Source organism: Halomonas almeriensis (genome assembly GCF_030409235.1).
In the GTDB taxonomy this organism is placed as follows: Bacteria; Pseudomonadota; Gammaproteobacteria; order Pseudomonadales; family Halomonadaceae; genus Halomonas; species Halomonas almeriensis.
Genome location: NZ_JAUFPO010000017.1, coordinates 85,537 through 98,309, shown reverse-complemented (window position 1 = coordinate 98,309; position 12,773 = coordinate 85,537). Strand labels below are relative to the sequence as shown.

General features: G+C 65.0%; 12 protein-coding genes and 3 tRNA genes. 6 read left to right on the top strand and 9 right to left on the bottom strand.

Going from position 1 to position 12,773, the window contains the following annotated elements:
- A partial coding sequence (locus QWY74_RS12915) for an IS481 family transposase (RefSeq protein WP_290314462.1) occupies nucleotides 1-881 on the bottom strand: 881 nt, incomplete at its 3' end.
- A gap of 83 nt (nucleotides 882-964) precedes the next feature.
- Nucleotides 965-2,044: a SulP family inorganic anion transporter gene (locus QWY74_RS12910; protein ID WP_264826916.1), complete on the bottom strand. Its 1,080-nt coding sequence runs from the start codon at nucleotides 2,042-2,044 to the stop codon at nucleotides 965-967.
- A gap of 451 nt (nucleotides 2,045-2,495) precedes the next feature.
- On the opposite strand from QWY74_RS12910, the gene QWY74_RS12905 reads away from it, so the two are divergent.
- From QWY74_RS12905 to QWY74_RS12895, 3 genes are read left to right on the top strand one after another with little or no spacing between them, the layout of a single operon-like run.
- Nucleotides 2,496-3,674, top strand: a complete 1,179-nt coding sequence (locus QWY74_RS12905; protein ID WP_290314461.1) for a sulfotransferase — start codon at nucleotides 2,496-2,498, stop codon at nucleotides 3,672-3,674.
- Complete coding sequence (locus QWY74_RS12900) at nucleotides 3,671-4,804, top strand: glycosyltransferase (RefSeq protein WP_264826919.1); 1,134 nt, start codon at nucleotides 3,671-3,673, stop codon at nucleotides 4,802-4,804. Before QWY74_RS12905 ends, QWY74_RS12900 begins: the two co-directional genes overlap by 4 nt.
- On the top strand, nucleotides 4,801-5,496 hold the full coding sequence (locus QWY74_RS12895; protein ID WP_264826920.1) for a polysaccharide deacetylase family protein: 696 nt from the start codon (nucleotides 4,801-4,803) through the stop codon (nucleotides 5,494-5,496). Before QWY74_RS12900 ends, QWY74_RS12895 begins: the two co-directional genes overlap by 4 nt.
- Before the next feature lie 306 nt (nucleotides 5,497-5,802).
- Here QWY74_RS12895 and QWY74_RS12890 read toward each other — a convergent pair.
- The 7 genes from QWY74_RS12890 to QWY74_RS12860 all read right to left on the bottom strand — a co-directional run bounded on the left by QWY74_RS12890 (nucleotide 5,803) and on the right by QWY74_RS12860 (nucleotide 10,468).
- A tRNA-Thr gene (locus QWY74_RS12890) sits at nucleotides 5,803-5,878 on the bottom strand.
- A 45-nt stretch (nucleotides 5,879-5,923) separates the two neighbouring features.
- Nucleotides 5,924-5,998: transfer RNA gene (locus QWY74_RS12885), tRNA-Gln, on the bottom strand.
- Between the two features lie 7 nt (nucleotides 5,999-6,005).
- A tRNA-Phe gene (locus QWY74_RS12880) sits at nucleotides 6,006-6,081 on the bottom strand.
- A gap of 143 nt (nucleotides 6,082-6,224) precedes the next feature.
- Nucleotides 6,225-6,497: an oxidative damage protection protein gene (locus QWY74_RS12875; RefSeq protein WP_264826921.1), complete on the bottom strand. Its 273-nt coding sequence runs from the start codon at nucleotides 6,495-6,497 to the stop codon at nucleotides 6,225-6,227.
- A gap of 29 nt (nucleotides 6,498-6,526) precedes the next feature.
- The gene (gene mutY / locus QWY74_RS12870) at nucleotides 6,527-7,630 is read right to left on the bottom strand and encodes an A/G-specific adenine glycosylase (protein WP_290314460.1); all 1,104 of its coding nucleotides are present in this window, start codon (nucleotides 7,628-7,630) and stop codon (nucleotides 6,527-6,529) included.
- A 67-nt stretch (nucleotides 7,631-7,697) separates the two neighbouring features.
- Nucleotides 7,698-10,016, bottom strand: coding sequence for an AsmA family protein (locus QWY74_RS12865; RefSeq protein ID WP_264826923.1), 2,319 nt, complete (start codon nucleotides 10,014-10,016; stop codon nucleotides 7,698-7,700).
- Nucleotides 10,013-10,468 carry an acetyl-CoA sensor PanZ family protein gene (locus QWY74_RS12860; RefSeq protein ID WP_290314459.1) on the bottom strand — a complete coding sequence of 152 codons (456 nt, stop codon included), beginning with the start codon at nucleotides 10,466-10,468 and terminating at the stop codon, nucleotides 10,013-10,015. Before QWY74_RS12860 ends, QWY74_RS12865 begins: the two co-directional genes overlap by 4 nt.
- A 183-nt stretch (nucleotides 10,469-10,651) precedes the next feature.
- Between QWY74_RS12860 and hisB the strand changes: the two genes are divergently transcribed.
- The 3 genes from hisB (at nucleotide 10,652) to hisA (ending at nucleotide 12,772) form a co-directional block, all read left to right on the top strand.
- Nucleotides 10,652-11,245 (top strand): imidazoleglycerol-phosphate dehydratase HisB, encoded by a 594-nt coding sequence (hisB, locus tag QWY74_RS12855; protein ID WP_264826925.1) that lies wholly within the window; start codon nucleotides 10,652-10,654, stop codon nucleotides 11,243-11,245.
- 106 nt (nucleotides 11,246-11,351) lie between these two features.
- The gene (gene hisH, locus QWY74_RS12850; protein WP_264826927.1) at nucleotides 11,352-11,993 is read left to right on the top strand and encodes an imidazole glycerol phosphate synthase subunit HisH; all 642 of its coding nucleotides are present in this window, start codon (nucleotides 11,352-11,354) and stop codon (nucleotides 11,991-11,993) included.
- A gap of 26 nt (nucleotides 11,994-12,019) precedes the next feature.
- Nucleotides 12,020-12,772, top strand: a complete 753-nt coding sequence (gene hisA, locus QWY74_RS12845) for a 1-(5-phosphoribosyl)-5-[(5-phosphoribosylamino)methylideneamino]imidazole-4-carboxamide isomerase (protein WP_264826928.1) — start codon at nucleotides 12,020-12,022, stop codon at nucleotides 12,770-12,772.
- The last annotated feature ends 1 nt before the right edge of the window (nucleotide 12,773 follow it).

Sequence of the window (12,773 nt, the reverse complement as noted above, 5' to 3'; positions counted from 1 at the left end):
CTGGCATGCGGGCGGTGCCAGTTGTACTGATGAAGCCAGGCAGGCAGGTGCCTGCCGCGCTCATCCGAGCTTGCATATGAGCGCGCGTAGGCCCACTCGCGCAGCGCCGTCTGGATGAACCTCTCCGCTTTACCGTTGGTTCGTGGGCTGTACGGCTTGGTCCGGCGGTGTTTCAGCCTCAGCCGCCGGCACAGGCGCCGAAAGCGGCGGGAGCGATAGCAGGCGCCGTTGTCGGTGAGTACCCGGGTAAAACGGATGCCCAGGCTGATGTAGTAGCGCATCGCCTGCAGCAGAGCTATACAAGCGCTCCAACTCGTCTCGTCCGGGTGAACGCTGCTGAAGGCCACTCGCGAGTGATCGTCGATGGCTACATGGACATACTCCCATCCAGCGCCAGGCGTGCTCTGTTGGCGGTCACCAGTCACACGATGCCCCGGTCGCTCGAAGCAACCCAGCTTCTTGATGTCCAGATGCAGGAGATCCCCGGGGGCATCGTGTTCGTAGCGGTTGTCGGGCCTGGCCGGGGACAGGGCAGCCAAGCGGTTCAACGCCTTGCGCTTGAGAATACGCGCCACTGTGCTCTGACCGACCCCCAGCGCCTGGGCAATCTGGCGGTAGGTCTGGCGCTGCTGACGACGTTCGATGATCCGGTCCACGGTAGTCGTGTCGGTCGCAAAGGGGCTTCGGGCTGGGCGTGACGTACGGTCCTGAAGGCCCGTGAGGCCTTCTTCGCGGAAGCGACGCACCCACTTGAAGACCGTTCTCACACTGACGCCCTGAGCTTGAGCCACCTCTCTTGGGCGTAACCCTTCATCGATCACACGAGCGGCCAGCAGGGCTCGACCATGCGGAGTAAGACGGGCATTCTTATGGGTGTTCATCCGGGCCTCCTGGAGGTTGGTTTGGTTCGCACCCCCAGTTTTCCGGGTAGGCTCCGGATGAACAACCTACCGAGAGATCACACCTAGAGGGCGATCACCACCTGCTGGGCGTCGAGCGGTTCCTCATCGACCAGGCCGATGCGCTGCAGGCGAGCCACCACGCTGGGTTTGGTCCAGGCCAGGTAGAGCTTTCCACCGCGCGCATGACAGCGACGCGCCTGGCGCTGCAACAGATGAAAGAAGGCGCCCCCCAGATTAGCGACCCCCTGACCGATGAACTCTTGATTGTTGTCGAGCCGCTGCCCGGTGCTGGCCGCAATGGCGCGCGAGATGGCCACGGCCTGCACCAGGCCGAGCAGCCCCAGCGCCATGGCGCCGGGCGTCAGGAGGCGCAGGTTTTCCAGCGACAGATCAGGCGCCGAGAGCGGCGGCAGTCCTGCCTGCACCTCGGTTACCCGCTGAATGCTCTGGCCCTGCGGATCAAGCCAGGCCGCCAGCAGGGTCGTTGCCAGAATCGCCACGATCATACCGGGCCAGCGTGGCAGCCAGCGCTGAAAGGCCAGGCACACGAGGATGGTGGCCGCCGTGATCAGCAGCGCCAGAGGCTGAATGGCATCGAGACGCGCCACAAGCTGGGGCCACAACGACAGGAAGCTGCCGTTTTCGACGGCCTCGAGACCCAGTGCATGGGGTAACTGGCTGGCGGCAATGATCAGCGCCGCCCCGGCCGTGAACCCCGTGATCACCGAATGCGAGACCAGCTCGACCAGAGCGCCCAGGCGCGCCAGGCCCAGCAGGATCTGGAACACGCCCGCCAGAAAAGTCAGGGTCATCGCCAGGGTGATAAACTCGCTGGTTCCCGCTTCGGCGAAGGGTTGCAGGGTGGAAAACAGCGCGATCGACAGGGCCGCTACCGGGCCACTGACCATTTGCCGCGATGAGCCGAACAACGCCGCCAGGATGACCGGCACGATGGCCGCATACAGCCCGTATTCCGCGGGTAGGCCGGCCAGCAGGGCATAGGCCACGCCCTGCGGCAGCACCAGGACGGCACCGATCAGGCCGGCAATGGCGTCGGTGCGCAGCGAGCGCGGCGTCTGTCGCGGCATCCAGTCGAGAAACGGCAGGCAACGCCGCCAGCGGGTATGGCCAGCGCCTTTCATCAACGAACCCCTGACCGCGCCATCCAAAACAGCGTCTCGGCAGGAGGGAGCAGCCAGCAACGACCTGGCAGCTCGAGCACCGGGGTCCAGTCATCGGCATGCGTCATGGAAACCACCTTGACGAGAAGGCCATTGCCGGGCTGACAACAGCGTGAATCGACTCCCGCACAATGCCGACATCGTCCTTTGCAGACCAGCGATTTATTTGCACCCTGAACCCAGCTGAGGTTGGCCTAATACGCCATGCGCGGCCATCGCCTCGGTGCCGAAGGCCTACGGACAGGCGCTGTCATCAAATAGTAATGCGCGACAGCGCATAGTAACCGGCTTGATCATGATGGCCGGGCCGAGAGCAAACCCTTGGCTGGAAGGCCATGATGCAACGCCTCTTGGCTGACCCGACTGCGATGACCACCTGTTACTACACCGACAAGTTGATACCCTCGGCCTCATGACGACACTCATCACATTGCTCGAAGGCCTGGCCCTGCACCTTGCATGGTGGGGCCGGGCACTGACCCGCTGGCGCGATCCCCGCGCCCCCATGACGCTGCGCCGCGCACTACTGCTGCTGGTGGCGTTGCCGGTGTTCATGCTGGTACAGGGCCTGCATGCGGTCTGCCTGCTACTGGATGAGCTGCTGTTTCCAGGATACCGCCGAGTGCGCGTCGGCCAGGCGCTGTTCATCACCGGCCTACCCCGCAGTGGCACCACCTTCCTGCATCGCACCCTGGCCATGGACCGCCGGCGCTATACCACGCTCACCACCTGGGAGGCCCTGCTGGCGCCCTCGATCACGCAACGCAAGCTGCTGCACGGGCTCGGCAAGCTGGACTACGCCCTGGGCGGATGGGGGAGGCGCGGCCTGGACGCCGTCATCCGGCGCGCGGTCGGTGACTTCGCCGAAATCCATGATGTCGGCCTGAACGCCGCCGAAGAGGACTACCTGACGCTCTTGCCCGCCGGCGGCTGCTTCATTCTCATGCTGGTATTCCCGGGCAGCCCCGGCCTCCTTGAGCTGGGCCACTTCGACCGCCGAATGAGTCCCGGACGACGCCGGCGCCTGTTACGCTTCTACGAGCGCTGCCTGCAACGCCAACTGTATGCCGATGGGCAGCAACGACACCTGCTCTCCAAGAATGCCGCCTTCGGCTCCTGGCTGGAGGGGCTCCGGCAGCAGTTTCCCGAGGCTCGCTTCATGGTCTGTGTGCGCAATCCCATCACGGCGCTGAGCTCCCAGCTCAGCTCGGTGCACAGCGCCGCCGAGCTCTGCGGCACCAAGGCCGACAGCGCCCGGTTTCAACACGACTTTCTCGCCATGTTCGGCGAGACACTCGACCACCTGAACGACACCCTGGCCAACGAGTCCATGTCCCCGGGAGCCGTCATCGACATGGACGACCTGCGTGAGCAGCCGTCCCTCATCATCACCCGAGCCATGGCAGGGATCGGCGAACCAATGGGTCCGGAGCTGGTGCACCATGTACAGCAGTTGCCCACCGGTACCGCGAGCCGACACCAGCATTCGGCCGAGTCACTGGCAATCCCGCGTGACACCATGGAAGCCGTCATGCAGCCGGCTTACCTGGGCCTCCTAGCCCTGCCTCAGCGAATCAGGATCAGCACGTGAACGAGACCGCCACCCCCTTACCGCCCGAGCCCGGCATCGACGCGCGGAAGTTGCGCATTGCCTTCTTCTCCGACTCCCTGGCCGAACGCAATGGCACCGGCTCCTACTACCACGACCTGATCGATCAACTGCGTTCCCGCGTCGAATCTGTCGAGATCCTGCAGCCCGAAGCGTCGAACGGCTTCCACCCTTTCCGTTTCCCCCTGCCGGGCGATGCCACCCAGCATGTCGCGGCACCCAACCCCGTCAGGATTAGCCGAGCCCTGGCGCGGCTTCAACCGCATGTCATCGTCAGCGTGACACCCGGCCCTTACGGCCTGCTGGGCCCCTGGATGGCGCGTCGTCAGGGCTGCGCCTTCATCTCCGCCTACCATACGCACTTCGAGGGCCTGGCCGACCTGTACTGGCGCCCCTTCAAGCGGCAACTGATTAGCGGTTGCCTGAGCTCCGCCAATCGCTTTCTCTGCCAACGCAGCAGCACGGTGCTGATCCACAATCAGGCGCTGGACGATACGGTCATGGGCCTGGGCGCCAGGCGATGCGATGTCATGGGCACCCCCCTGGCCCGCCACTTTGCCGAAACACCGCCCGCCCCGCTGCCGGAAGACCTGCAACAGGTCTGCTTCGCAGGCCGACTGGCGGCGGAAAAGAACATCGACACCATCCTCGAGGCCGCGCGCCACTGGCCGTCCATCCGCTTCGTGATCGGCGGCGATGGCCCGCTCAAGTCGCGGGTCGAAGCCGCCGCCAGCGAACTGCCTAACCTCGATTACCGGGGCTGGCTGTCGCGGGATGCCTTGTGCCAACTGATAGACGACTCCAGCCTGCTGGTACTGCCCTCCCACCAGGAAACCTTCGGTTCCATCGCCCTCGAAGCCATGGCACGCGGACGCCCGGCCCTGGTGTCGGACAACATCGGCATTCATGACTGGCCACAGCTCGCGAACGGACTCTGCAAGATCCATCACGGCGAAACCCTGAGCGATGCCATCGGCCGTCTACAGGCCAGTCCGCCCGGTTTCCTTACCGAAGTGGCCTCCCGCGCGCGGGAGGCGGCCCTGCAGCTCAATGACGACACGCTCGAGCAATGGCTTGGCGTGCTGACCGCACAGGCCACCGCCCGACCATGAAAACCCTGCTCTCGATCCACGATGTTATGCCGCACACCCTGGCGCGCGTCGCCTCGATCATCGACACGCTGAGAGCCCAGGGTCACGCGAATCTGACGCTGCTGGTCGTGCCCGGCAAGGACTGGCAGCACGGCGACATCGCCACCCTGACCCGCTGGCAGCAGGAGGGGCTGGAACTCGCCGCCCATGGCTGGCACCACCGCGCCTGGCGGATCAAGGGGCTCCGGCATCGCCTGCACGCCGCCCTGCTCTCGCGTCGCGCGGGGGAGCACCTGGCGCTCGACGGCGACGCCATCGCCCGGCTCATGCAGGCCGCCGCCGACTGGTTCCCGCAGCACGACCTGGCACCCCCCAGCACCTATGTGCCACCCGCCTGGGCACTCGGCACAATTCCGCGATCACGCCTCATGACCCTCCCCTATCAACGCATCGAGGTCACACGCGGCATGCTTGACCTGCACAGTGGACAGCTCGACAAGCTCCCGCTGGTCGGTTTCGAGGCCGACACGCGCTGGCGTGAGCAGGCACTCCGGACCTGGAACCGGCTCCAGATCCGCCAGGCACGCCGCGGCGCCCGCCCGTTACGCCTCGGCATTCACCCCTACGACCCCGAGCTGCGCCTGGCACAGGACCTGCAACGCCTCATCGCCGAACCCTGGCAAGCCCTGCGTTACGACCAGCACCGAGGCTAGGCCGACATCGTCCCTGCGCCCGGTACCGATACATGCACCCCGCTGCTGGCTAGATAGAGCTCGGTGACTCGAAGGCATCTGCTCCCTGCCGCCCCATGGCGAGAAAAAGCAACGTTGCACACATCGTCGAGGAGACTGACGGCAAGGTGCATGGCGTCGTAATCGCGCGCCGGGCGTGAGGCCGAGTGGAGGAGGAGGATCAGGAAGGAATCTGTACGTCGCATGATCCGCAGACACAAAAAAACCGCCTTCGAGGGCGGTTTCTTGTGCTCTGCAATCTGTTGATCTGCTGGGAAAAAATTCCGATGGTGCCGACACCAGGAGTCGAACCCGGGACCTACTGATTACAAGTCAGTTGCTCTACCAACTGAGCTATGTCGGCTCGGAACGATCTCAGCCTGTAATGCAGAACATGAGAGCGTTGGCGTGGCTGGGGTAGCAGGATTCGAACCTGCGCATGCTGATACCAAAAACCAGTGCCTTACCACTTGGCGATACCCCAGCATTTGTGGTGGCCAGAGACGGAATCGAACCGCCGACACGAGGATTTTCAATCCACTGCTCTACCGACTGAGCTATCTGGCCGCGCCAACGGTGCGTATTAAACCCCAAATCCCGTTTTGCGTCAACCTTTTCCGTGCAATTCTCTCTGTGCGTTTCAGACAACCGCCGAATCGGCTGACTGACGCGTTCGCCCAGGCAGTCTTTCGGCCCTGTTCAGCGGCGGGTCACGCCTCGGGCGGTACGTAGCCTTCCGCCTGGTCGGTCTCCTGGTTGTCGAAGAAGCGTTCCATCTGCTCCATCAGATAGGCGCGGTCCGTGGCGTCGAGCATGTTGAGGTGTTTTTCGTTGATCAGCCGTGTCTGCTGTGCCTGCCATTCGTCCCAGGCACGCTTGGACACACTGGCCTGAATCTCGCGGCCTTTCTCGCCGGGTAGCGGCGGAAACGGCAGCGCTTCGAGCTCTTGTTGATACTTGCGGCAGAATACGGTCTGGCTCATCGCGATGGCTCCTTGGCTGAAGCAGGGTCTCAATCCGGGTCGGCGTGGCCTGCCGGAGCTGACAGGGTGAAGGGTTGCAACGCCTCCAGCAAGCCTTTCACCGGCGCGGCCAGGCCAATGCTGGACGGCTCGGCCGGGTCGTACCAGTGCCAGCCTTCGGCGACGCTATCGCGCCGCGCTACCCTCGCCGGTTGCGGCGTGATCTGCAGACGGAAGTGGCTGAACACATGGGTGAAGGTCGGCCAGCAGGCAGCAAGTTCGGCCCCGGCCGCATGCTGGTCGCGCCAGGCCTTCAGCGATGCCATGTCGTCGAACTGCGGCAGGCTCCAGAGCCCGCCCCAGAGACCGCTGGAGGGCCGCTGCTGAAGCAGGACGCGCCCATGCTCGTCCTGCAGCAACAACATCAGGGTCTCCCGCGTGGGGGTGGCCTTCCTGGGCTTGGATTCCGGAAAGCGCTTCTGCTCGCCCCTAGCATTGGCCACACAGTCCGCTTCGAAGGGGCAGCGACCACAGTCCGGCTGACCGCGCCGACACAGGGTCGCGCCCAGGTCCATGATGGCCTGGGTGAAGTCGACCACTCGCTGGTGCGGCGTGTAATGCTCGGCCAGGGCCCACAGACGACGTTCCACCGCCGGCCGGCCCGGCCAGCCCTCCACGCCGTGCAGACGGGTCAGCACGCGCTTGACGTTGCCGTCCAGAATCACCGCACGCTGACCAGTGCTCTGGGCGATGATGGCCCCGGCCGTGGAGCGCCCGATGCCCGGCAGGGCGGCCATGGCCTCGAGGCTGTGTACCGGAAATGCCCCACCATGCTCGTCCATGACCACGCGTGCCGCCTTGTGCAGGTTGCGCCCCCGGGCGTAATAGCCAAGGCCGGTCCACAGGTGCAGTACCTCGTCCTGCTCAGCCCCGGCCAGCGCGGCAACATCGGGAAAGCGCGCCATGAAGCGCTCGAAATAGGGAATCACCGTTGTCACCTGGGTCTGCTGGAGCATGATCTCCGAGACCCAGACCCGGTAGGGCGTTCGCTGTTGCTGCCACGGCAGATCATGCCGACCGTGGACGTCGAACCAGTCCAGCAGGCGTCGCTGAAAGGTTTCGGGTGGCAGAATGGCGGGCGGTATTTCGGTCATGGTCGGGCTCGACACGCAAAAAAGCGCCGATCGCGGGGACCGGCGCAGGGACTGGCTTACGCTTTGCTCACTTCAATAGACTCTCGATGGCGTTACGAAGTTCACTGCCCGTCCTGTTTTCGAGCTGATCCATGGCATCGTCGAGTCGCTTGTTGACTTCCTCGCCGGCACGCTCGGAAACCTCCTCACGCAGCAGGGCGCCGAGCGAGGCCTGAAGCGCCTGACGATCGAAGCGACACCACTGGGCACTGTCACCGCTCAACTGCCCCTCGCAGTGGACCGGGAAAGGCACCTCCTGCAAGCGCGGGTTGACCTCGCAGGCGGCATCGACCGTGTCGGTAAAGCGCGCCCGGGCATTCAGGTCGAAGCGCTCACTGGCCACGTCGAGCTGACCCTGGCCTTCGATACCGATCCCCGGAATCGACGCGCTGAGGTCATCACTTTGCGCCACGCCATCGCGAATCACGAAGCTCGCCCGGGCCGACTCGATCGGCGTGACTGCCTGCCATTCGCGGCTGGTGCGCTTGCCTTCGAGACTGGCCACGGTGCTGCAAAGCTGGCGAGAGATGTTGACCTCACCAAGCTGCCCCTTGTCGAGCCGGGCATCCAGCCGGCCGCTCAGGGCACGCTTCAATTCGGGGAGGGTGTTGCCCTGGCTTTCCAGCGAGCCGCTGCTCTGCAACCGTCCCTGGATGGCCGTGGGCTGCTCGGCCAGTGACGCCATCAGGCTGCCCAGGCGAACATCGCTGACCGTCGGCGAAAGCTGCCAAGCCAGGGGGCTCTGGCGCGCATCGAGGACGCCGGTGGCAGACAGCCGGCCTTCATGAAAACCGGCCTCTAAGTGTGTCAGCCGGTGCTGGCCCTGTTCACCCTGCAGGCGCAGCACCACATCCCGGAATGACTGCTTGAGCAGCTGCAACTCGCCGAGCTCGAGGCTGGCATCAAGGTCCAGCCCGCCAAGCCAGTCCGCTGGCAAAAGGCCCGAGGTCGGTTGAGCATGCGCCTGCTCGACCGGGTTCAGGCTGGCACTATCCTGGCCTTCAGCATCGGGCGCCTGGGGCGGCAGATAGGCATCCAGGTTCAGGCCGTCACCCTGCAGGTCGAGCATCAGGCGCGAGCCATCGAAGCGCCCGCCCAGCTGCCCGTTGAAGGTGCGGTCATCCAGGTTCAGCGTCAGGTCGCTGAGCGTGAGGCCGTGGCGATCGCCCTCCAGCGAGCTGGTCAGCCCCAGCGAGTCGAGGGCGGTGTCACTGGAGGTGGTCGGCAGGGCATCGAGGCGTGTCAGCCAGGGGCGAAGCGACAGCGGCTTGAGGCTGACCTGGCCCGCATAGGCCCAGGTCGGCACCAGCTCGCTGAACTTGAGGCGGCCCGTCGCTTCCAGGCCATCCGGGCCGGTCAGCGTGATCTCGCGGAGCTGGGCCGTCTGCTCTGCCAGGTCGGCATCCAGTTGAAAGCCTATGGCCAGTGGCAGACGCTTCTCGCCGAGCCGCGGGTCGAGCAGGCTGACATCCAGCTGGCCATCGGTCAGCTCGAGCTGCTGCTGATCCTGGTCGAAGATCGCCTCGGCGGCATTCAGGCTGGCCTTCTGCGTGGACTCATCCCCCGCAAAGCGTGAATCGGCCTGCAGGGTCAGCTTCTGGAGCACATGTCGTCCCTCGGCCAGCCCCAGGTCGACCCGAGTCTTGAGGGTGACATCACTGATCAGCAGCGGCGCTTCATTGGCCCGACTGTCGTCGAGGACCAGGCGCAGACTGGCATTGAGCGGAAAGGCTTCATCCGGGTTGACGTTGCTGCCCGTCATGCTGAACTGCTGCAGGGTGACTTCATTGCCGGACTGGCGATCCCGGTAATGGATCTGGCCCTGGCGGACCTGGACGCTGGCAATGTTCAGCGCGACCGAAAGCACCGTGCCATCCGGGCTCGGGCCGGCGCTGGCCGGCGCCAGGGCCTGCTCAGCTTGTTCACCACGATCGCGCAGGCGGTCGACCAGCCCCTGCCAGTTGCCACGCCCCTCGGCATCACGCTCCAGGTTGAGGCGCAGACCATCGAGGGTCAGCCCCTCGATGGCGATCTCGCCCCCCAGCAGCGGCGCAAAGGCCAGGCTGACCTCGCCGTGCTCAAAGGCGGCAAAGGGGCGATCCTGTAGGCCCTGCTCGGGCAGCCTGGCCTCCGCGGAGGCGACACTCACCCCCAGGCGGGGGTAGAAGGACCAGGTGAGCGGGCCATCAAGCTCCAGTTCCAGGCCACTGTGCTCGCGCACCACATCGACCAGACGCGGCTTGAGATCATCGGGATCAAAGAAGGTCGTGACAAAGACCACCGCTGCCACCGCCACCAGGCCCAGAATGCCGATGGTGGCTAACAGGGTACGCAGGATTCGCTTCATGGCCCGGCTCCTTTGGGCGGCAGGTCGAGTTCGAAATAATCACCCGTCTGTGTCAGACGATAGCCCAGGCGTCTCAGCAGCAGCTGGTCCGCCATGGCCAGCTGCGAGCTTATCACGCGCAGCTGACGCCCTTCCTGGCTGGCCGACTGGTGCGTCAGGGTAAGCAGTCGCGACCCGACCCCGCGGCGCCGGGTCGACTTGCGCACACACAGGTGGCCGAGCCACCAGGCCTCGGACTGGGGCGTCACGGCCACCGCCCCGAGCAGCCGGTCATTGAAATGCGCGCAGCAGAAAAAACGGGCCGCCTCGGCCAGATGCTCGCTCACGAAGTCCTCCGGCGCCTGCGGCATGCGCTCGGCGGGGGCGTCTTTATAGATGCGCAGAAGATCGGTTCGCACCTGGGCATCTGCCTCCCAGGCGGCCTGATCGACTCGCTGGAGCGTGACCGGCATGCAGGATCCTCGCGTTGGGGGGGCAGCGGATGCCGCTACCGCTGAGTGGTTCGCATTGTAGCGGATCGGGGTGGCGTTTCACTATAATGGCAAAGCGTCGCCGCCCCACCCGGGCATCCGCGGCTATTCGAGCCCTCGCGGCCGGCCCAATTCCGACAAGCGCCCCGGCGCTGGAGACCCAACATGTCCGAGCGTACCGCCACGGTCAGCCGTGATACCCAGGAAACCCAGATCACGGTCGCCCTCAATTTCGACGGAGAGGGGCAACTGACCGGCACATCCGGTGTCCACTTCCTCGATCACATGCTCGACCAGGTGTCTCGGCATGGCCTTGTCGACATCGACATGCAGGTCAGCGGCGACCTGCACATCGATGCCCACCACACGGTCGAAGACCTGGGCATCACCCTGGGCCAGGCCGTCGCCGAGGCCATCGGCGACAAGCGCGGCATTTACCGTTACGGCCACGCCTATGTGCCTCTGGACGAAGCCCTGTCACGAGTCGTGATAGACTTCTCGGGACGCGCTGGCCTGTTCCTGAACGTCGAGTTCACGCGTGCCGTGCTGGGTCAGATGGACACCCAATTGTTTCAGGAGTTCTTCCAGGGCTTCGTCAACCATGCCGGCGTGACGCTGCATATCGACAACCTGAAGGGCCACAACGCCCACCACCAGGCGGAAACCATCTTCAAGGCCTTCGGCCGCGCGCTGCGCATGGCCGCCGCCGAAGACCCGCGCATGACAGGCCGCATGCCGTCCACTAAGGGTAGCCTGTGACAGCGGCACTCGACAGACACGCCAAGCACCGTGCCATCGGGAGGGCAGTTCCGCCTCTCTTCACGCCGTGCTTCCTGAACCCGTCGACTGATACGAGGAAGTTCCCATGACCATTGCCGTCATCGACTACGGAATGGGCAACCTGCATTCCGTCGCCAAGGCATTGGAGCACGTGACCCACGAAAACGTCGTGATCACCCGTGACGCACGACGCATCCACGGCGCCACGCGGCTGGTACTGCCCGGCCAGGGCGCCATTCGCGACTGCATCGGCGAGCTGGAACGCACCGAACTGCGCGGCATGGTCGACGAGTTGCTGGCCCGCCAGAACAAGCCCTTGCTGGGCATCTGCGTCGGCCAACAAATGCTTCACGAGCACAGCGAGGAAAATGACGGCGTCGACTGCCTGGGCTTCATGCCCGGCGAGGTACGCCGCTTCCCCGCCGACATGAGCGACGAGAGCGGCAATCGCTGCAAGGTGCCGCACATGGGCTGGAACCTGGTGCACCAGCATCAGTCGCATCCGCTCTGGGAAGGCATCGACCAGAACGAGCACTTCTACTTCGTGCACAGCTACTATGTCGAGGTCGAGGACGACAGTGTGCTGTTCGGCGCCACCGATTACGGCCGCGTCAAGGCCCATGTCGCCACCGGACGCGATGCCACCTTCGCGGTGCAGTTCCATCCGGAAAAGAGCTCCCGCGCCGGCCTCAGGCTGCTCGAAAACTTCGTTCAATGGATGCCCTGAACGGCGCCCGCTCTGGAGGATTCAACATGTTGGTAATTCCCGCCATCGACCTCAAGGATGGCCAGTGCGTTCGCCTCAAGCAGGGGCGCATGGATGACGCGACCACGTACGGGGACGACCCGGTCGCCATGGCGGCCCGCTGGGTCGAGGCCGGCGCCCGGCACCTGCATCTGGTCGACCTCAACGGCGCCTTCGAAGGACGGCCGATCAATGGCGAGGCGGTCACCGAGATCGCTCGCGCCTACCCCACGCTGCCGATCCAGATCGGCGGCGGCATCCGCAGCGCCGCCACCATCGAGCACTACCTGAACGCCGGCGTGTCCCAGGTCATCATCGGCACCAAGGCGGTCAAGGAGCCGGACTTCGTCACCCAGATGTGCCGCGACTTCCCGGGCCACATCACCGTCGGCCTGGATGCCCGCGATGGCTTCGTGGCCACCGATGGCTGGGCCGAGGTATCGACGCTCAAGGCCACCGAGCTGGCCAAGCGCTTCGCCGACGACGGTGTCTCAGCCATCGTCTACACCGACATCGCCCGGGACGGCATGATGGGCGGGGTCAATATCGAGGCCACCGCCGAACTGGCCCGCCAGGGCGGCCTGCCGGTCATCGCCTCCGGCGGCGTCACCAACCTAGATGACCTGCGCGCCCTGGTGGAAGCCGAGGAACCGGGTATCCTCGGCGCCATAACCGGCCGTGCCATCTACGAAGGCAGCCTGGACCTGGCCGAGGGCCAGCGGCTGTGCGATGAACTCACCCGCCACCGAACCGAGAGCTGAA

Excerpts from the sequence above, each read along its gene's own strand:
- QWY74_RS12875 (WP_264826921.1), bottom strand. The coding sequence starts at position 6,497 with ATGAGCCAGACCGTATTCTGCCGCAAGTATCAACAAGAGCTCGAAGCG.
- QWY74_RS12865 (WP_264826923.1), bottom strand. The coding sequence starts at position 10,016 with ATGAAGCGAATCCTGCGTACCCTGTTAGCCACCATCGGCATTCTGGGC.
- hisB (WP_264826925.1), top strand. The coding sequence starts at position 10,652 with ATGTCCGAGCGTACCGCCACGGTCAGCCGTGATACCCAGGAAACCCAG.
- QWY74_RS12860 (WP_290314459.1), bottom strand. The coding sequence starts at position 10,468 with ATGCCGGTCACGCTCCAGCGAGTCGATCAGGCCGCCTGGGAGGCAGAT.
- QWY74_RS12910 (WP_264826916.1), bottom strand. The coding sequence starts at position 2,044 with ATGAAAGGCGCTGGCCATACCCGCTGGCGGCGTTGCCTGCCGTTTCTC.
- hisA (WP_264826928.1), top strand. The coding sequence starts at position 12,020 with ATGTTGGTAATTCCCGCCATCGACCTCAAGGATGGCCAGTGCGTTCGC.
- QWY74_RS12905 (WP_290314461.1), top strand. The coding sequence starts at position 2,496 with ATGACGACACTCATCACATTGCTCGAAGGCCTGGCCCTGCACCTTGCA.
- hisH (WP_264826927.1), top strand. The coding sequence starts at position 11,352 with ATGACCATTGCCGTCATCGACTACGGAATGGGCAACCTGCATTCCGTC.
- QWY74_RS12895 (WP_264826920.1), top strand. The coding sequence starts at position 4,801 with ATGAAAACCCTGCTCTCGATCCACGATGTTATGCCGCACACCCTGGCG.
- mutY (WP_290314460.1), bottom strand. The coding sequence starts at position 7,630 with ATGACCGAAATACCGCCCGCCATTCTGCCACCCGAAACCTTTCAGCGA.